We start from the raw sequence: 17,622 nt of genomic DNA, 5'->3' as shown, positions 1-17,622 counted from the left end.
CCACAGTGACCTTAACGCCGCCGGCGACGGGCCGGGCCCGCGGCATGGCCGGTTGCGGGCTCACGCCGGGGCGGCGCGCTCCAGGATCGCCTCCAGGTCGAGGCCGGGGGGCAGCGTGCCGAGGGCGCGTCCCCAGTCACCGGCAAGGCGCGAGGCGCAGAACGCGTCGGCCACCGCGGCGGGGGCGTGCCGTACGAGCAGGGACGCCTGGAGGACCAGCGTCATCTCCTCGGCCACCCGGCGCGCGTCGGCCTCGCCCGCCGCGGCGAGCCTCTTCAGCACCCGCTCGGCCGCGTCGGCGACCCTCCGGTCCTGGGCCAGCGCCACCTCGGCGAAGAACGCCTCGACGGCCTCCGGCTCCCTGGCCATCACCCGCATCAGGTCGAGGGCGGCCACGTTGCCCGAGCCCTCCCAGATGCCGTTCAGCGGCGACTCCCGGAACAGCCGGGGCATCTGCGACTCCTCGACGTACCCGTTGCCGCCCAGGCACTCCAGCGCCTCGGCCGCGTGGACCGGTGCCCGCTTGCACACCCAGTATTTGCCGGCGGCGAGGGCGGCCCGGCGGAACAGGCCCTCGCCCGCGTCGCCCCGGATCGCCCGGTCGGTGGCCCCGGCCAGGCGCATCATGAGCGTGGTCGCGGCCTCCGACTCCAGCGCCAGGTCGGCGAGCACCGAGCGCATCAGCGGCTGCTCGGCCAGCGTCCGGCCGAACGCCCTGCGGTGACGGGCGTGATGAAGCGCCTGCGTCAGGCCGTACCGCATGCCGGCGGCCGAGCCGATCACGCAGTCGAGCCTGGTCATGTTCACCATCTCGATGATGGTCCGGACGCCCCGGCCCTCCTCGCCGACGAGGTAGGCGATCGCGCCCTCGTACTCGACCTCGGCCGAGGCGTTCGACCGGTTGCCGAGCTTGTCCTTAAGCCGCATCAGGCGCATCGCGTTGCGGGTGCCGTCGGGCAGCACGCGGGGGAGCAGGAAGCACGACAGCCCGCCCGGGGCCTGGGCCAGCACCAGGAACACGTCGCACATGGGGGCGGAGTTGAACCACTTGTGGCCGGTCAGGGCGAAGCTCCCGTCGCCCAGCGGCTCGGCCCTGGTGGTGTTGGCCCGCACGTCGGAGCCGCCCTGCTTCTCGGTCATGGCCATCCCGGCCAGCACGCCGCGCTTGTCCTTCGCCGGGCGCAGCCCGAAGTCGTACGTGCGGGAGGCCAGCAGCGGCTCCCACTCCGCGCGCAGCGACGGAGAGTGCCGCAGCGCGGCCACGGCGGCGTACGTCATGGAGACCGGGCAGCCGTGCCCGGCCTCGACCTGCGACCAGGTGAAGAACTTCGCGGCCCTCGCGACGTGCGCACCGGGCCGGGCCGACGTCCAGGGCGCGGCGTGCGCGCCGCTCTCGACCGCGACCGTCATCAGCTCGTGCCAGGCCGGGTGGAACTCGACCTCGTCGATCCTGTTGCCGTAGCGGTCGTGGGTCCACAGGACGGGCGGGTGCTCGTTTGCCAGCCGCCCCCACTCCTGCGCCTTCGCCGAACCGGCCAGCAGGCCGAGCTGGCGCAGCTCCCCGGTCGCCCAGTCCGCCCCCTCCCTGGCGAGCCCCTCCAGCAGCGCCTTGTCGGCCGCGACGTCGTGGCCGGACAGCGGTGGCACCTGGTTGGTCACGTCGTGGGTCACTGGGTCCTCCTGTGGTCAGTGCAGGGACTCGTCCATACCGGGACGTCCACGATGCCGGGACTTCATCTCTAACATCCCGGGCGGCAGGGACAAACACCGGACAACGAACGGTCAAGCGCCCGTAATCTCCAGTCCGAGCTCCTGGGCCGCCTCCAGGGCGAGGTCGCGGGCGTAGTCCTGGTCGGCCCCCGCCTCGCTGAGCACCCGGTGGACGCCCTCGATCGCGCGCCGGTCCCCGCGCCCGGCCAGGCCCCGCGCGGCCTCGGCCACCGTCGTCAGATCGCGGTCGGTCAGCCGGGAGACCAGGGCGTCCCTGATGGGCTCGGTGTCGGCGGGCAGTCCCGCGATGCCCATCGTGGCCCAGTCGCGCACCTCGTCGTCGGCGCACCGGCTCAGCCTGATCAGCGCGGCCAGCCCGTCCTCGTCGTCCGGAGGCAGGACCGCGGCGAGTGCCATGGGATCGTGGACCGTGGGCTCCCGGCCCGGGGTGTTGACGAGCTTGAGCACCTCGGGGAGCGCCCATTCGTCGGTCTGGTGGCCGAACGCGCGGAGCAGCGCCTCGACGACCGCGGGCTCGGTCTCGTGCCGGGCCAGGTCGCGCAGGATCTCCAGGACGCGGTCCTGGTAGGGGTCGTGCGCCGCGTCCGCGCCGAGCCCTGTCTCCGCGCCGAGCCCTGTCTCCCCGGCGGGCCCCGGCTGTCCGTCGAGCCCCGGCCGCCTCCCGAGCGCCGCCTGCCCGCCGACGCCCGTCACGCGGCCGAACTGCGCGAGCGCGTCCACGCCGAACTCCCGCTCCACCGGGTCGTCGCTCTCGCACAGCCGGGCCAGCGCCAGGAACGTCTCCTCGTCGTGGCGGGACTGGAGCGCGTGGACGGCCGCCCACCACGTCTCGTCGTCCTCGTCCAGGTCGCGGTAGGGCAGCACGCGCCTGAGCAGTACGTCCGGGGGCGGACGCAGACCGAGAGCCGCCTCCAGGACCGTCGCGATCGCGGCGTGCCCCTGCTGGCGGCTGATCGAGTAGTCGACGCCGGTGCCACGCGCCTCGACCGCGACCCGCCGGGTGCCGTCCGCGGCGGAGGCGTGGGCCACCAGCACCGTGTGCTCGCCCTCCACCCTCCTGGAGACCTCCTCGCGCAGCACGGCTTCGACGTCCACCGCCGCCAGCCGCGCGGCGATCTCCAGCGGGGTCATGCCGTCCCAGCCCGGCGCGGACGGGTCGGCGCCGTGCTCCAGCAGGGACCAGACGATCCCGTACGCCCCGAAGATCGTGGCCAGCGTCAGCGGGGTGTCGCCGTCGTCGTCGGCCCGGCCGGGATCGGCCCCGGCGTCGAGCAGGATGTCGGCCGACTCCAGGTTGCCGTTGGCCGCGGCCCACAGCAGAGGCGTCCAGCCGCCCTCCTCCGCCGCGTCGGGATCGGCGCCGCCGTCGAGCAGCGCCTGGACGGTCTCGGCATGGTTCCAGCACGCCGCCGCGCAGAGCGGAAGGCCCTCCTCGTGCCCTCCGCTCGGCTGGTCCGGGTCGGCGCCATATTCCAGGAGCAGCCTGACGATGTCGTGGTGACCGCCGACGGCCGCCCGGTAGAGCGGCGTCGTCCCCTGAGCGGGGTTCACGGCGGTGTCCGGGTGCAGCATCGCCGCCACCCGCGCGACGTCCCCTCCCGCTACCGCTTCCAATAACCTGCTGCGGGTCACGATTCCATGCTCACACAGCCTCTTCCGAGCATCGTCCGCAGGGATCGTCTCTCCGGTTCGTCTCCTGGGTCGGTCCCAGGACCGCTCCCAGGATCGGCGCAGGATCGTTCCCAGGGAGGAGGGCGAGCGGGACCGGCCCGGGATACGGTGAAGGGCGTGAACGATCCGGGTGGTATGCGGGCATCCGACGCCGAACGCGAGGCCGTGGTGGAGCAGCTGCGCGTGGCCTCCGCCGAGGGACGGCTGACCCTCGCGGAGCTGACCGAGCGGACCGAGGCCGCCTATCTGGCGCAGACCCACGGAGAGCTCGCCCAGATCACCGCCGACCTGCCGGGAGGCGTTCCCGGGCCCCGGCCCGCCGTACCGGCCGCCCCGCAGGGCAGGACGCGCAAGTGGATCGTCGCGGTGCTGGGCGACGCCAAGAGGACCGGCACATGGCGGATCGACGACGGCATCGGCGCGGTCTCCGTCATGGGCGACGTGGTCCTCGACCTGCGTCAGGCCGAGGTGCGTGGGCGTGAGGTGGACATCGTCGCCGCGTGCGTGATGGGCGACATCAGGATCATCGTGCCGGACGGCGTCGACGTCGAGCTCTCCGGAATCACGATCATGGGGGACAAGAAGGTCCAGGTGATCGAGGCGCCCCGAGGCCGGTCCGCCCCCGTCGTCAGGGTCACGGCGTACGTGCTGATGGGCGACGTGAAGATCATCGGCGACTCGCACGCCGCGCCGGTCAAGCGCGGCTGGTTCGCCTGGAGCGAGTGGTGGCAGGAACGCCGCCAGCGCCCGGGCTTCAGCGGATACGAGATCCACCACCACCACCGACGCCGCCACCGCGGCCTGCACTGATCGAGCCGACTTTCCGGCCCGCGCCGGCCGGATGGCCCCCCGAGGCAACATCGGGACGTTCCCAGGGCGTAGTCATCGGTGACCGTTCACCAAGGGATCACCGAGAACCTGGGGGCCGCACATGCGCGACCGGGCCGACTTCGAGCGCTATGTCGAGCAGCGCTCGGAGCGACTGCTGCGGACGGCCTACCTGCTCTGCCGTGACTGGGCCACCGCCGAGGACCTGCTCCAGACGGCGCTGGCCAAAGCGTGGCTGGCCTGGCGCAGGGTCGGCGAGAACCCCGACCCGTACGTCTACCGCATCCTGACCAACACCCACGCCTCCTGGTGGCGCCGACGCTGGCGCGGCGAGCAGCCGGTCGACGTGCTGCCGGAACCGGCCGTCGGCGACCCGGCCGACCTGCTCGGCTCCCGCGACGCCGTACGGCAGGCCCTCACCTGCCTGCCGCCGAAACAGCGCGCCGTGATCGTGCTGCGTTACTTCGCCGATCTGGGCGACGCCCAGATCGCGGAAATCCTGGGCTGCTCGGCCGCCACCGTTCGAAGTCAGGCGAGCAGGGCGCTGGCCAGGCTGCGTGTCGATTCCGCCGCCCGCTCCGCGATGAGCCTGGAGGGCTGACATGACGATGACCGATAACGACCTGCGTGACCTGCTCGCCCGAGATGCGTCCACGGGGGGAGGCGCGGGCGTCACCCTGGCCGACGTCGACCGGAGGGTGCGGCGCATCCGGCGCCGTCGCGGCGTCGCGGGGGCGGCGGTGGCCGCCGGACTGGCCACTGTGGTGATGGTGGCGACCTCACCGCGTACGATGACGATCTCGCCGGCCGACGCCCCCGACGCCGCCACCGCGGCCGGCCCTTCGCCGACCCAGGATGTGACCTACCTGACGAGCGACCGGGTGCTCCTGGACGAGGAGATCACGGCTGGCGGGCGCAAGGTGCCGTTCAGGGTCGCCGTCCAGGCTGATTCGGTGAACATCCAGGTCGAGTGCCGCACGCCGTCCTACGCGTTCGTCTGGCACGAGGGGGTGCTGGTCGATCAGGGACCCTGTGGAATCCAGGACGACCACGTCGACCACCTGCGCTCCTGGACCGATCAGGATGGGCGGGTGCCGTCAGGACGCGACGAGTTCCATGTGGCGGTGATTCCGCCGGGCAGCGTGGTGGACGGTCATGGTGCGGTCGATGCGGACGACGCCGCGCGCATCGTCGGCGAGACCGGCGAATACCGCACCGACGCCAGGGTGACGATCCGGGAGGCGTTCGCCGTCGTCGGCGCGGGCTCGCCCAGCGTCTGCCAAGGAGACATCGTCATCCGCAGGCCGGACGGGCGGGAGATCCTGTCGTCGGCGTGCGACCAGCCCGGCGAGGAGCCCCCATCCCCGCAGGGTTAGTGCTCTCAGCCGCGCTGTGAGCCACGTCTGGCCGGTGCGGATCACCGGCTGCTGTCGGGCGTCCAGCGAAGCGTCATGTCGGGCAGGTTCTCCATGTTGCGATCACCGTCGCTGGTGTCGAGGACGGTGAAACCGTGGCTCTCGTAGAACGCGCGGGCATCGGTGTTCTGCTGGAAGACGTGCAACGACACCCCGTCGGGGCTGTGCCGCCTGACCTCGTCGAGCAGCAGCGTGCCGACTCCCTGCCGGCGGACGTCCGGGCGCAGATAGAGGTCTTCGAGCATGTCGCCGTCGAGGGCCGCATAGCCGATGATCTCCGCGTCACGCACGGCGACCCACGTGCGACACCGTTTGAGCACGACGTCCTGGACCCACCCGGTCACCTGCTCGTGACTGCGCTTCTGCGGAGGGAGGTAGGGCATGGTCGCCGACCGGGAGGTCATGTGGATCCGCGCGATCACAGCAGCGTCCGCTTCCTCCGCGATTCGGATCAAGGTCCTGCCGTCATCGGTCACGCCGGGAACCTACAAGCCCCGCGAAGACTCGGTCCACCGGTTAACCCCGTGAACACTGCCGGTCACAACACTGAACGAGCACGTCCTGACGCGAACCGGGAAACTCCGTCGAGATCTAATAGCCGACAATCGCCGCCATTTTTGCGAACTCTGTGTAATTGAACGACTGCCGTACGTAATATCTCGGCCATGCCTGGTATTGATCACGAAATGCCGATCGAGCTCATCCGCAACCGGCCGGAGACCGCACTTGAGCTGCTCCGCTGCGTCACCGGGATGCGGGTGCCGCCCTTTGCCGCCGCTCGCGTCGAGGCGGCCGACTGCACCCAGCCGGGACCGATCGAGCACCGAGCCGACTCGGTGGTGGTCGTGCGGGACAAGAACGGAACGGCGCTCCTGGCCGTGATCGTGGAGGTGCAGCTCGGACGGGACGCCGCCAAGAGGTTCAGCTGGCCGGTCTACGTCACGACGTTGCGATCGCAGCACAAGTGCGACGCCGCGCTGCTGGTCATCTGCCCGGACCGGTCGATGGCCCGCTGGTGTGAGAAGGCGATCCGGCTGGGCCCGAACGGCGTCATCGTCCCGCTGCCGATCCACCCCGGCCGCATGCCCCTGATCACCGACCCCGAGCAGGCCCGCGCCTGCCCCGAACTCGCGGTGCTGTCGGCCGTGGCGCACTCCGACGAGGCCGAGAGCGAGCAGGTGCTGGAGGCGATGCTGGCAGGGCTGGAGGCCCTGGATGAGGATCGGGTCAGATTATATTTGAACCACGTGTTCGGCTCGCTACCGGAAGTAACCGCTAAGCGTCTGGAGGAGATGGTGAGCACCATTCAGGACTTCGACTACCTCGGCGAGAAGTACTTCTCCCACTGGGTCGACAAAGGCCGTGAGGAGGGCCGTGAGGAAGGCCGCGCGGAGGGCGAGATCAACTCGATTCTGGCGGTGCTCGACGCCCGTGGTCTGGAGATCTCCGACGAAGCGCGTGAGCGGATCCGCGGGTGTGAGGACCTGAGCCAGCTCGGCATCTGGGTCCGCAGGGCCGCCACCGTCACCTCGGCCGACGACCTTTTCGCCTAGCCTGGGGCGTTCCGTCAGGCGGCCGCGGAGGCGGCGCGTACGGCCTGGGCGTGGCGTTCGAGCAGGAGCGTGACCAGTTCGGGAGCGGGCCCGAGGACGGCGGCCACGGCGTGTGCCCCGGCCTCCAGGGTGTCGCGCTCCACCATGTCGGCGAAGTAGCCGGGAGCCAGCAGGTAGGGCGCCACCACGACCTTCGGGGCGCCCGCGCGCGTCAGCCGTACGACCTCGTCCCGAGGGGTGGGCGCGGCGGCCGAGGCGTAGGCGGCGCTGACCGACCACCAGGGGCGGGTGCGCGCCCACTCGCGGGCGACGGCGGCGATCGTCGCGTTCGCCCGGCGGTCGCTGGAGCCGGCCGAGACGAGCACCACCGCGGTGTCCGGGTCGCCGATCTCCACGCCGGCCTCGGCGAGGCGGCGTTCGAGTGCGCGTACGAGCAGCGGGTGGGGGCCGAGGGTGGGGCCGCAGACGGCCCGCAGCAGCGGCGTACGGCCGGCGGCCTCCCGCAGCGCCGCCGGGATGTCCACCCGGCTGTGGTAGGCGGCGGTGAGCAGCAGGGGGAGCACGACGGCCTCGTCCAGCCCCGACAACGCCTGTGGCAGCGACGGCGTGGCGTGGTCGAGATAGGCGGCGCGGACGTCCAGGCCGGGCCGAGCCTGCCGTACGCCGTCGAGGAGCGCCTCCACGGTCGCGGCGGCGCGCGGGTCGCGGGACCCGTGCGCCACCGCGATCAGCGGTGCGCCTGTGTGCGCGACGGTCGTCACAGGTGGATGCCGCACTCGATCTTGCCGAGGCCGGCCCAGCGGCCGCTGCGCGGGTCCTCGCCCGGCGCCACCCGCCGGGTGCAGGGGGCGCAGCCGATCGAGGGATAGTCGTCGTAGTGCAGCGGGTTGATCAGGACGCCGTTGTCGGCGATGTAGTTGTCGACGTCCTCCTGGGTCCACCGGGCGATGGGGTTGATCTTCACCATCTGCCGCTTGGCGTCCCACTCCACGACCTTGGTGTTCGCCCTGGTGGGCGACTCGTCGCGGCGGATGCCCGACACCCAGGCGAGGTACGGCTCGAGCGCCCGGTTGAGCGGCTCGACCTTGCGCAGGTAGCAGCACAGGTCGGGGTTGCGCCCGTACAGGCGCGGCCCCAGGTCGCGGTCCTGTTCCTCGACGGTCCTGGACGGCTTCACGTTGATCACGTTGACCTGGTAGACCGCCTCGACCGCGTCACGGGTGCCGATGGTCTCGGCGAAGTGGTAACCCGTGTCGATGAACAACACGTCGACGCCGGGCTTGACCCTGCTGACCAGGTCGATCAGCAGGGCGTCGCTCATCGACGAGGTGAGACAGAGGCGGTCGCCGAAGGTGGCCGCGGCCCAACGGATGATCTCCCGGGCGGGCGCGTCCTCAAGGAAGCGCGCCGCGGACTCCACAATGCCCTGGAGATCCAGCGTCACCCGCTGCCGCTCCAGTCCTGCCTCTATCTCCGCCACCGACATCGTTACTCCTCACACGTCGTTCATTGGTTCATTCATCGGGTGATGGGATGAAAAGCCTCTGGGGATTACGAACGCACGCCGAGGCCGAGGAATTTCACCCGGAAGGCGCGGGCGCAGGACCTGCAGTACCAACCGTGGCTTTCTTCCTCGGTCACATAGGGCTCCAGGTCCTCCTCGCCGCAGTACGGGCAGTAGAAGGGCGCGGCGCGCTCGGTGCTCATCGGTTTGCTCCGCTCGCTGGCCTTGAGCGCGTTCCAGGTGACGTCTTCCGTCGTCGCTCACGCGTGCTCGTACCTCGCACGCGTTCGCTCCTCAGTTCAGACGCCACCGCGCCCTCGGCTGTCATTTGAGGTCGGCTTCGTCGGCGCGCTGGACCCACTGGGCGAAGGTCTCGCCGGCGTTCTTCTGCTTCTCGTAGTTGCGGACGACCCGCTCGACGTAGTCGGGCAGATCCTCGGCGGTGGTCTTGAGACCGCGGACCTTGCGGCCGAAGCTCGGGTTGAGACCGACCGAGCCGCCCAGGTGCACCTGGAAGCCTTCGACCTGCTCGCCCTTGTCGTTGACCACAAGCTGGCCCTTGAGGCCGATGTCGGCCACCTGGATGCGGGCGCAGGAGTTCGGGCAGCCGTTGACGTTGATCGTCAGCGGCTCGGCGAAGTCCGGAAGGCGCCGCTCCAGCTCGTCGATCAGGGCCGACGCGGTGGCCTTGGTCTCGACGATCGCGAGCTTGCAGTATTCGATGCCGGTGCAGGCCATCGTCTGGCGGCGGAACGTGGACGGGTTCACCTGGAGATCGGCGGCCTCCAGCTCCGCCACGATCGACTCCACCTTGTCGGGGGCGACGTCGAGGATGACCATCTTCTGCTCGACCGTCGTACGGACCCGGGTGGAGCCGTGCCGCTCGGCGATGTCGGCGATGCGGTGCAGCGTGTCGCCGTCCACCCGGCCCACGCGGGGGGCGAAGCCGACGTAGAAGTTGCCGTCACGCTGGGGGTGCACCCCGACGTGGTCGCGCCGGCCGCCGCGCGGCGCCTCCGGAGCGGGGCCGTCCGGCAGGGCGTACTTCAGGTATTCGGTCTCCAGGACCTCGCGGAACTTCTCCGCGCCCCAGTCGTTGACGAGGAACTTGATGCGCGCCCGGTGACGCAGGCGGCGGTAGCCGTAGTCGCGGAAGATGCCGGCGACCCCGGCCCACACCTCGTGAACCTGCTCGGGCCGGACGAACGCGCCGAGCCGCTTGGCGAACATCGGGTTGGTCGACAGACCGCCGCCCACCCAGACGTCGAAGCCGTGCTCGCCCTGCTCGTTCACCACGCCGACGAACGCCACGTCGTTGATCTCGTGGACGGTGCAGTGGGCCGTGCAGCCGCTGACCGCCGTCTTGAACTTGCGCGGCAGGTTGGAGAACGCCTTGTCGCCGATGTACCGGTCGTAGATCTCGCGGATCTGGGCGGTGCCGTCGATCACCTCGCCGGCGTCGATGCCGGCCAGCGGGCAGCCGAGGATGACGCGGGGAGTGTCGCCGCACGCCTCGGTGGTGGACAGGCCGACCGCCTCCAGCCGCTGCCAGATGTCCGGCACCGACTCGATGTCGATCCAGTGGAGCTGGATGTTCTGCCGGTCGGTGATGTCGGCGGTGCCCCTGGCGTACTCGTTGGAGATGTCGGCGATCACCCGGAGCTGCTCCAGGCTGAGCTGTCCGCCGTCGATGCGGACGCGCAGCATGAAGTAGCGGTCGTCGAGCTCCTCGGGCTCCAGGATCGCCGTCTTGCCGCCGTCGATTCCGGGCTTGCGCTGGGTGTAGAGGCCGAACCAGCGGAACCGGCCGCGCAGGTCGGCGGGGTCGATGGAGTCGAAGCCGCGCTTGGAGTAGATGTCGATGATCCGCTGGCGGACGTTCAGCCCGTCATCGGCCTTCTTGTTCTCCTCGTTCTTGTTCAGCGGCTCACGGTAACCGAGAGCCCACTGACCTTCGCCGCGCGGGCGCTTGTGGTGGCGGTTCGCCGGGCGGGCCGGGGTGCTCATGGGCACACGTCCTTCTCCGAGGCTCGGTCTGAGATCGGGTTTCGGCGGACACCGGCGCAGGCGGCCTCTCACCTCGCCGTCGAGTGTGAGGGCATACGAAAACGACGCCTGGCCGAGCGCCCGGATGGATCAGCGGAGGGGCGACGGTCAGCCGGCGTCGATACAGATCGCGCTACGGACGCGCAGGAGATCGACGTGGCGTCGCACGACGAGCAACGGGTCCGCTGGCATGTCCCAAACGATACCTCTGAGATCCTGGATGTCCAAGTTCGTGTCCAGGATGCGGGATTGTGACGGCAATGTAACGCGGGTCAGCCCTTGCGGACCCAGTTCACCGGAGGTTCGGCCTCGTGCTCCTTCTTGGACGGCTCCTGATGCTGGCAGTCGCACCAGGACCCGCCGCGGCACTCCTTGTGCCGGCGCTCCCTGCACGCTCTGCAGATCATGTCTCCATTGTGAACGCCATGCTGCAGGCCGGGCGATCCGGAGGGGCACGTCGCCGGTCTGGACCGAGGAACGCGTGGGAGCGAAGCGACCAGAGTGCGACGAGGGAATGCCCATGGCGCGCCTCCGGCACGACCGGGTTCTCGCGAGCAGGGGGTGGGGGCCCCTATTCTGGGCGGCGACGATCCGCCCGCAGGTCACGTACTAACCGCTGCGGCAGCGGGTAGAGCCCAGTTCTCATGACCGGTTGGGTGCCATGACCTCCACGGACGCGCCATCGCGCAGGCCGCGGCTTACGCGCAAGGGCATGGCGCTCGCCCGTGCGCGGCTCACGTGGCTGCGTGACACGAACGTCTGGGCCCTGGTCAGGGCGACCACGATGGCGGGCGTCAACTACCGGGTTACCGGCCTCGCGGGCGAGGCGGCGTTCTTCGCGCTGCTGTCGCTGCCGCCGTTCGTGCTCGGGCTGCTGGGTGTCATGGGCCACCTGAGCGGGCTGCTCGGCCCGGCCGCCATCGACGAGATCAGGCGCTGGGTCGTGGACCAGTCCGAGCTGCTGTTCACTGACAACACCGTCCAGCGGGTCGTCAAACCGCTGCTCGCCGACGTGCTGAGCGGCGGACAGGTCTCGCTGATCTCGGTCGGCTTCCTGCTGTCGCTGTGGTCGGGCTCGCGGGCCCTGTTCGTCTACGTGGACCTGATATCCATCGCGTACGGTCTGGGGGAGACCCGGGGGATCATCCGCACCCGGGTCATGTCGTTCTGCCTCTATATCGCGGCGCTGCTGATCGGGCTGGTCGTGATGCCGATCCTGGTCATCGGGCCCACGCTGATGTCCAACGCCCTGCCCAGATATGCCGCGCTCGTGACGATCTTCTATTGGCCCGTGCTCGTGATCGGCTCGGTGCTGATGCTCACGCTGCTCTATCACGTGAGCGTGCCGCACCGCACGCGCTGGTGGCGCGAGGTGCCGGGGGCCGTGCTGGCGCTGCTGATCTGGATCGTGTGCGCCGCGTTCCTGCGCGAGGTGCTCGCCGCCTGGTTCACCCCGCTGTCGATCTACGGCTCGCTCGCGGCGCCGATCGCCGTGCTGCTGTGGCTCTACATCACCGCGCTCGCCGTGCTCATCGGGGCGACGCTGAACGCGGAGCTGGACCGGCTCTGGCCGCTGGGCGGCGCCCCCCGGCACGAGCACCATCACCGCAGGTCCGCCAAGGACTGATCTGCGGCTGTCGCCGGGTGTGCTCCCGGTCTCGGCAGCCGTGCCCCGGGCCGGATCGTGCGCCGCGCACGGCTCTCGTACGGGGCGCGCTCCGATAGGGTTGATAGGCATCGCGACTGGCGCTGGAGCGCCCGATGGGCGCAGGTGGGGCACCACCGGGGAGCGAATCTGCGGAGGCCGTGCGCCTGGGTCGCCGCCGACGTCGACGTGGAGAAGGAAGGCGCAATGGCTGAGAACTCGCTGAACGTCGTCGATCCCGAGATCGCCGAGCTGATCAGGGCGGAGGAGCGGCGGCAGGCCGACACCGTCAAGCTGATCGCGTCAGAGAACTACGTGTCCAGGGCCGTCCTGGAGGCGACCGGAACCGTCCTCACCAACAAATACTCCGAGGGCTACCCGGGCAAGCGTTACTACGAGGGCCAGCAGGTCATCGACCAGATCGAGACGCTGGCGATCGAGCGGGCCAAGTCGGTCTTCGGCGTGAGCCACGCCAACGTCCAGCCCTACTCGGGCTCGCCCGCCAACCTCGCCGTCTATCTGGCGTTCCTGAACCCGGGCGACACCGTGCTCGGGATGGGCCTGCCGTTCGGCGGCCACCTCACCCACGGCTGGTCGGTGTCCGCGACCGGCAAGTGGTTCAACTCGGTCCGCTACGGCGTGCGCCGCGACACCGGCCGCATCGACATGGACGAGGTGCGCGCGCTGGCGCTGGAGCACCGGCCCAAGCTGATCTTCTGCGGCGGCACCGCGATCCCGCGCACGATCGACTTCCCGGCGTTCGCCGAGATCGCCAAGGAGGTCGGCGCGGTGCTCGCGGCCGACATCGCCCACATCGCGGGCCTCGTCGCCGGCGGCGCCCACCCCTCGCCGGTCGGGCACGCGGACGTGATCTCCACGACCACCCACAAGACCCTGCGCGGCCCGCGCGGCGCGATGCTCATGGCGAACACCGACGAGGTCGCCAAGGCGCTCGACAAGGCCGTGTTCCCCGGCCTTCAGGGCGGCCCGCACAACCACACCACCGCCGCCATCGCGGTCGCCCTGCACGAGGCCGCCCTGCCGGAGTTCAAGGCGTACGCCGCGCAGATCGTGAAGAACGCCAAGGCGCTCGCCGACGAGCTGCTCGCCCGCGGGTTCGACCTGGTCTCCGGCGGCACCGACAACCACCTGATCCTGATGGACCTCACGTCCAAGGGCGTCGGGGGCAAGCCGGCCGCGCAGGCCCTCGACCGGGCGGGCCTGGAGACCAACTACAACACCGTGCCCTTCGACCCGCGCAAGCCGTTCGACCCGTCCGGCATCCGCATCGGCACGCCGTCGGTCACCTCCCGCGGGATGGGCGAGGCCGAGATGCGCCAGATCGCCGCGTGGATGGACGAGGTCGTCACCGCCGTCGCCAAGGGCGACGCGGAGGACGTGATCGCACGGGTGCACGGCGAGGTCACCGAGCTGACGAGCCGGTTCCCCGCGCCCGGCCTGTCCTGATCGCCGGAATCGACGAGCGACGGCTCCCCGCGACCTCACGAGGCCGTGGGGAGCCGTTGTTTCGCACCGGCCGGGGACGGATCAAACGGAATAATCGGTTGCGTGAAGCCGCGGGGGCGCTGCTAGGGTTCCCCCATCGCCGCAGCCGTGCGGCCAGGACCAGGGAGGTGAGGACTATGCGGGTCTTCCTGACGACCATGCCGTCCGTCAACTCCCGGGTGCCCGCCTAAGCTCTTCTCGCTGGGACACCCGGTTTCCCGAAGGGTGTTCACCAGCAGTGTTCAACGATCTTTCTCTTCTCGGCTGGCATGACGGGCTCGCGGAGGAGCTTCCCGGCCTGCCAGGCGGAGCCGTCCCCGCGCGTGTGGCGCGGGTCGACCGGGGCGCCGCCGAGGTCATCGCCGCCGACGGAACCCATCAGGCGCGGTTCGGCGCCCGCGTACGCAGGGCCGCGGCGGCCGATCCGCTGGAGCTTCCGTGCGTGGGTGACTGGGTCGCGCTCGCCCGGCTCGATCTGTCCTCGTCCAATGGAGGCCGCTACGAGCTGGCCGAGGTGCTGCCCCGCCGTACGGCCTTCGTCCGGGGCGGCGTGAGCCGCGACTCGCGCGGCGGCCTGTCGGGCGACGGCCAGGGCCAGGTGCTGGCCGCCAACGTCGACGTGGTCTTCGTGGCCGAGCCGTCCATGCACGCTACGCCTCCCGGGGGGCTACGGGGGGTCGTCCCCCCGGGCAAGCACGGTGCCGATCTCGGAAGGATCGAGCGTCTCGTGGCGCTCGCCTGGGAGAGCGGCGCGCGTCCGGTCGTGCTCGTCACAAAGGCCGACCTTTTCGATCAGGGGCTGGACGATCTCCTCGCCGACGTCGCGGCGGCGGCGCCGGGCGTCGACGTCCATCCGGTCTGCTCGCTCACCGGTGACGGCGTCGACCTGGTGCGCGCCCACCTCGGCCCCTCGGGGACCGCGGTGGTCCTCGGCCCGTCGGGTGCGGGCAAGTCCACGCTCGTCAACGCCCTCGCCGGCGCGGAGGTCATGGAGACCCAGCAGGTCAGGGCCGCCGACGGGCGGGGCAGGCACACCACCGTCCACCGGCAGCTCATCCCGCTGCCCGGCGGCGGGCTCGTCATCGACACGCCCGGCATCCGCCGGGTCGGGCTGTACGAGATGAGCGAGGGCGTCGACCTGGTCTTCTCCGACATCGAGGAGCTGGCCGGGGGCTGCCGGTTCTCCGACTGCCGGCACCAGGCGGAACCGGGCTGCGCGGTGCTCGCGGCGGTCGAGTCGGGCGAGCTGCCCGAACGGCGGCTGGAGAGCTGGAACCGGCTCCAGCGCGAGGCCGCCTGGATGGCCCGCCGCACCGACGCCCGGCTGCGCGCCGAGCAGACCCGCAAATGGAAGACCATCCACAAGCAGATGCGGGGCATGAGCCGCCCATAGGCCCGGATGTGTCCCGTTCCGGGCGGGTATGACCGGGACGTGAAGACGATGCGGGTGCGGCTGCCGTACGCCGACCGCGCCGAGGCGGGTGCGCTGCTCGCCGAGATCCTGTGGGACATGAGCCCGCGCGATCCGGTGGTGCTCGCCCTGCCGCGCGGCGGCGTCGCGGTGGCCGTGCCGGTCGCGGAGCGGCTGCGCGCCCCGCTCGACGTCCTGGTGACCCGGAAGATCGGGCATCCGGCCCGGCCCGAGCTCGGAGTGGGCGCGATCGCGGAGGGCGGGCTGCTCGTGCTCGACTACGAGATGCTCGACCGGCTCGGCCTTGATCCGGAGGACGTGGCGGAGGTGGCCCGGCGGGAGCGGCACGAGCTGGCCAGGCGGGTGCGGGCCTACCGGGGAGACCGGCCGCTGCCGGACCTGCGCGGCCGTGACGTGATCGTCGTGGACGACGGCCTGGCGACCGGTGGGACGGCGCGAGCGGCGCTGCGTGCCGTACGGGCGATCCAGGCGGGGCGGGGCCGGGTGACGCTGGCGGTGCCGGTCGCCGCGCCGGAGACGGTGGAGGCGATGCTCGGCGAGGCGGACGCGATCGTCGTGCCGGTCACGCCGGAGAACTTCCGCGCGGTGGGTCAGTGGTATCGGCGGTTCGACCAGCTCACCGATGACGACGTGCTGGGCCTGCTGGCCGAGGCGGGGCGAGGAGGAACGGATGACACCTGAAGGGCGCTCCGCGTGCGCCGTCGCCCAGGTCGGGGGACGGGACGCGAAGCGCCCAGCGGTGACGCGTGTCGGGGAAGGGGAAAATGCTCAGGCGACAGCGCTGATCCCGGCGCTGGCGGCGCGGCGCATACGACGGCGGCGCTCGGAAGCGCGCTCGTCCTCGTTGAGGCCACCCCACGTGCCGTACTTCTCCGGGCGGGAGAGCGCGTAGTCGAGGCACTCCGCTCGCACAGGACACTGAGCGCAGATGGCCTTGGCCTTGCGCTCCCGGATGTCGCGCTCGGGCTGACGCTCGCCGTCAGGACCGAAGAACAGCACCAGGTCCTCTCCCCGGCACGCGGCATCATCCTGCCAACCCCAGCTGGGGCGCGGGCGGGCGAGCTGCCGACGTACCTGAGACATGAGAAACCACCTTTGGTGAGAGGTATTTCAGTGTTTGTGCCGCATTGGACGCTTGTGGCATCCCTTGTGCCAACGCCGGGATAGGCCGTGGTGTTCCCGGCTCCGGGGCGGAGCCCTCAGGTCAACGCCGGCGTGAGCTCGCTCAGCTCGGCCAACCTGTAGGTCGGGATTCCGTCGGCGCAGAGCGATCCGCACGGTGCCGTGAACACCGTGGGTTCGACCACGACCCGAAACCGCGACGTCCCACGCTTCGTCGTGCAGCGCACGACGCAGATCGTGGAGTCGTCAACCGACCGGGAGGATTCCACGGCCACCCCGCCGACCGAGATCTCGCCGGTATGCGCCCGGACGAAGTGCTCGGCGGCCTGCAGTGGCTCAGGGATACCCGCGCGTCCCCGGAAACGGTCGAGGACGACCTCGCCGTGCCGGTACGCGTTTGCCGCCGCGATCGCAGCAGCCTGAGACATGCTGCCGTAGTAAAGCCCGTGTGGCAAGCATACGAGGTTGGCGGCGTATCGATCGCCGCCGACATGTGTGGTTTCCCACACTTCGCCGGGCAGGTTCTCGTCGAGGAACCGCGCCAGCGGGAGTCCGAGACGTGCACAGCACGCGTTGTGCCGACCGTGCGTGCACACCAGGTACATCGGCTCGTTAACCAGTATGCAGGACTCCGGAACCACTCCGTGCACAAGAGCGCCCAGGTCAAGATCGTCGGGGCGCTCCAGGAAGGCCTCGGCGAGCCATGGATCGTCCACCGCGCAGGCGGCGACGTAGACGTGCAGGGGGCCCGTACGGGCCTCGCGGCGGCCGGGCCGGCGGATGAGTTGCGGCCGGATGTCAAGAGCTCTGGCGCGGGAGATCAGCCGGTGGACCTCGTCGGGCAGGCGGCACTCCTCCAGCTCCGCGGCCCAGGGCCCCGCGTGCTCGATCAGCAGCCAGAACCGGCCCTTCTTGGTCGCGCTCGCGAGGATCGGCGCCTCCCCCGTGTGGCAGGCGGCGGGGTGCTCGCACCCGTTGGCCATGCGGTCCCGTCCTTCTCTCGCGTTTCTTAGGTAAGACTAACCTTAACCAATGACGTCGGCGGTCGCAGGAGCGGGCCGGTAAATCCCCGTTAAATCCACAAATGTCGTGATACGGCCCATCTGGGCGGCGCAGCCGAGCACGTGTGAGGCGGGCAGGGGCCGGGCGGCGGGAACGGCGGGGGTGCG

General features: G+C 70.7%; 18 protein-coding genes and 1 riboswitch. Of the genes, 8 read left to right on the top strand and 10 right to left on the bottom strand.

The annotated features are described in order from the left end of the window. Window positions 1-60: 60 nt before the first annotated feature. Window positions 61-1,671 carry an isovaleryl-CoA dehydrogenase gene (locus OHB01_RS37515; protein WP_142645448.1) on the bottom strand — a complete coding sequence of 537 codons (1,611 nt, stop codon included), beginning with the start codon at window positions 1,669-1,671 and terminating at the stop codon, window positions 61-63. Between the two features lie 111 nt (window positions 1,672-1,782). Further along, window positions 1,783-3,363, bottom strand: coding sequence for an ankyrin repeat domain-containing protein (locus tag OHB01_RS37510; RefSeq protein ID WP_260617089.1), 1,581 nt, complete (start codon window positions 3,361-3,363; stop codon window positions 1,783-1,785). A 156-nt stretch (window positions 3,364-3,519) separates the two neighbouring features. Between OHB01_RS37510 and OHB01_RS37505 the strand changes: the two genes are divergently transcribed. From OHB01_RS37505 to OHB01_RS37495, 3 genes are all read left to right on the top strand, one after another. Further along, a complete protein-coding gene (locus OHB01_RS37505) occupies window positions 3,520-4,212 on the top strand; it encodes a DUF1707 SHOCT-like domain-containing protein (protein WP_142645447.1) in 693 nt (230 codons plus the stop codon). A gap of 121 nt (window positions 4,213-4,333) precedes the next feature. Further along, the gene (locus tag OHB01_RS37500) at window positions 4,334-4,831 is read left to right on the top strand and encodes a SigE family RNA polymerase sigma factor (protein ID WP_142645446.1); all 498 of its coding nucleotides are present in this window, start codon (window positions 4,334-4,336) and stop codon (window positions 4,829-4,831) included. A 1-nt stretch (window position 4,832) separates the two neighbouring features. Then, window positions 4,833-5,606: a hypothetical protein gene (locus OHB01_RS37495; RefSeq protein ID WP_142645445.1), complete on the top strand. Its 774-nt coding sequence runs from the start codon at window positions 4,833-4,835 to the stop codon at window positions 5,604-5,606. 41 nt (window positions 5,607-5,647) lie between these two features. Here OHB01_RS37495 and OHB01_RS37490 read toward each other — a convergent pair whose 3' ends face one another. Next, complete coding sequence (locus OHB01_RS37490; RefSeq protein WP_142645444.1) at window positions 5,648-6,121, bottom strand: GNAT family N-acetyltransferase; 474 nt, start codon at window positions 6,119-6,121, stop codon at window positions 5,648-5,650. Between the two features lie 210 nt (window positions 6,122-6,331). Between OHB01_RS37490 and OHB01_RS37485 the strand changes: the two genes are divergently transcribed. Next, window positions 6,332-7,198, top strand: coding sequence for a hypothetical protein (locus OHB01_RS37485; RefSeq protein ID WP_142645443.1), 867 nt, complete (start codon window positions 6,332-6,334; stop codon window positions 7,196-7,198). Between the two features lie 14 nt (window positions 7,199-7,212). Here the strand turns inward: OHB01_RS37485 and OHB01_RS37480 are convergent, their stop codons facing one another. From OHB01_RS37480 to OHB01_RS37460, 5 genes are all read right to left on the bottom strand, one after another. Continuing rightward, window positions 7,213-7,959, bottom strand: a complete 747-nt coding sequence (locus OHB01_RS37480; RefSeq protein ID WP_260617087.1) for a sirohydrochlorin chelatase — start codon at window positions 7,957-7,959, stop codon at window positions 7,213-7,215. Next, complete coding sequence (locus OHB01_RS37475) at window positions 7,956-8,684, bottom strand: phosphoadenylyl-sulfate reductase (protein WP_079314141.1); 729 nt, start codon at window positions 8,682-8,684, stop codon at window positions 7,956-7,958. Before OHB01_RS37475 ends, OHB01_RS37480 begins: the two co-directional genes overlap by 4 nt. Window positions 8,685-8,749: 65 nt before the next feature. Next, a complete protein-coding gene (locus OHB01_RS37470; RefSeq protein ID WP_142563833.1) occupies window positions 8,750-8,905 on the bottom strand; it encodes an Insertion element protein in 156 nt (51 codons plus the stop codon). Window positions 8,906-9,026: 121 nt separating this feature from the next. Then, complete coding sequence (locus OHB01_RS37465; protein WP_142645442.1) at window positions 9,027-10,709, bottom strand: nitrite/sulfite reductase; 1,683 nt, start codon at window positions 10,707-10,709, stop codon at window positions 9,027-9,029. Between the two features lie 311 nt (window positions 10,710-11,020). Further along, window positions 11,021-11,155 carry a hypothetical protein gene (locus tag OHB01_RS37460; RefSeq protein ID WP_260617085.1) on the bottom strand — a complete coding sequence of 45 codons (135 nt, stop codon included), beginning with the start codon at window positions 11,153-11,155 and terminating at the stop codon, window positions 11,021-11,023. 305 nt (window positions 11,156-11,460) lie between these two features. On the opposite strand from OHB01_RS37460, the gene OHB01_RS37455 reads away from it, so the two are divergent. From OHB01_RS37455 to OHB01_RS37440, 4 genes are all read left to right on the top strand, one after another. Beyond that, window positions 11,461-12,375, top strand: coding sequence for a YihY/virulence factor BrkB family protein (locus tag OHB01_RS37455; RefSeq protein ID WP_168065618.1), 915 nt, complete (start codon window positions 11,461-11,463; stop codon window positions 12,373-12,375). A 102-nt stretch (window positions 12,376-12,477) separates the two neighbouring features. Further along, a riboswitch (ZMP/ZTP riboswitch) is annotated at window positions 12,478-12,573 on the top strand. Between the two features lie 27 nt (window positions 12,574-12,600). Beyond that, on the top strand, window positions 12,601-13,860 hold the full coding sequence (glyA, locus tag OHB01_RS37450) for a serine hydroxymethyltransferase (RefSeq protein WP_328854642.1): 1,260 nt from the start codon (window positions 12,601-12,603) through the stop codon (window positions 13,858-13,860). A 277-nt stretch (window positions 13,861-14,137) separates the two neighbouring features. Then, a complete protein-coding gene (gene rsgA / locus OHB01_RS37445) occupies window positions 14,138-15,292 on the top strand; it encodes a ribosome small subunit-dependent GTPase A (RefSeq protein ID WP_142645439.1) in 1,155 nt (384 codons plus the stop codon). A 48-nt stretch (window positions 15,293-15,340) separates the two neighbouring features. Continuing rightward, entirely contained in the window at window positions 15,341-16,012 is a 672-nt protein-coding gene (locus tag OHB01_RS37440; protein ID WP_240970979.1) for a phosphoribosyltransferase, read from the top strand. 87 nt (window positions 16,013-16,099) lie between these two features. Here OHB01_RS37440 and OHB01_RS37435 read toward each other — a convergent pair whose 3' ends face one another. Both OHB01_RS37435 and OHB01_RS37430 read right to left on the bottom strand, forming a co-directional pair. Next, entirely contained in the window at window positions 16,100-16,414 is a 315-nt protein-coding gene (locus OHB01_RS37435; RefSeq protein ID WP_076434697.1) for a WhiB family transcriptional regulator, read from the bottom strand. 116 nt (window positions 16,415-16,530) lie between these two features. After that, the gene (locus OHB01_RS37430) at window positions 16,531-17,436 is read right to left on the bottom strand and encodes a sucrase ferredoxin (RefSeq protein WP_142645437.1); all 906 of its coding nucleotides are present in this window, start codon (window positions 17,434-17,436) and stop codon (window positions 16,531-16,533) included. Between the last annotated feature and the right edge of the window lie 186 nt (window positions 17,437-17,622).

The organism is Microbispora hainanensis, assembly GCF_036186745.1.
Classification (GTDB): domain Bacteria; phylum Actinomycetota; class Actinomycetes; order Streptosporangiales; family Streptosporangiaceae; genus Microbispora.
The sequence above is the reverse complement of the archived record's forward strand: the minus strand, read 5'-3'. Positions and strand labels throughout refer to the sequence as shown.

Excerpts from the sequence above, each read along its gene's own strand:
- OHB01_RS37500 (WP_142645446.1), top strand. The coding sequence starts at position 4,334 with ATGCGCGACCGGGCCGACTTCGAGCGCTATGTCGAGCAGCGCTCGGAG.
- OHB01_RS37495 (WP_142645445.1), top strand. The coding sequence starts at position 4,833 with ATGACGATGACCGATAACGACCTGCGTGACCTGCTCGCCCGAGATGCG.
- OHB01_RS37485 (WP_142645443.1), top strand. The coding sequence starts at position 6,332 with ATGCCGATCGAGCTCATCCGCAACCGGCCGGAGACCGCACTTGAGCTG.
- OHB01_RS37475 (WP_079314141.1), bottom strand. The coding sequence starts at position 8,684 with ATGTCGGTGGCGGAGATAGAGGCAGGACTGGAGCGGCAGCGGGTGACG.
- OHB01_RS37470 (WP_142563833.1), bottom strand. The coding sequence starts at position 8,905 with ATGAGCACCGAGCGCGCCGCGCCCTTCTACTGCCCGTACTGCGGCGAG.
- OHB01_RS37465 (WP_142645442.1), bottom strand. The coding sequence starts at position 10,709 with ATGAGCACCCCGGCCCGCCCGGCGAACCGCCACCACAAGCGCCCGCGC.
- OHB01_RS37460 (WP_260617085.1), bottom strand. The coding sequence starts at position 11,155 with ATGATCTGCAGAGCGTGCAGGGAGCGCCGGCACAAGGAGTGCCGCGGC.
- OHB01_RS37455 (WP_168065618.1), top strand. The coding sequence starts at position 11,461 with ATGGCGCTCGCCCGTGCGCGGCTCACGTGGCTGCGTGACACGAACGTC.
- glyA (WP_328854642.1), top strand. The coding sequence starts at position 12,601 with ATGGCTGAGAACTCGCTGAACGTCGTCGATCCCGAGATCGCCGAGCTG.
- OHB01_RS37440 (WP_240970979.1), top strand. The coding sequence starts at position 15,341 with ATGCGGGTGCGGCTGCCGTACGCCGACCGCGCCGAGGCGGGTGCGCTG.
- OHB01_RS37435 (WP_076434697.1), bottom strand. The coding sequence starts at position 16,414 with ATGTCTCAGGTACGTCGGCAGCTCGCCCGCCCGCGCCCCAGCTGGGGT.
- OHB01_RS37430 (WP_142645437.1), bottom strand. The coding sequence starts at position 17,436 with ATGGCCAACGGGTGCGAGCACCCCGCCGCCTGCCACACGGGGGAGGCG.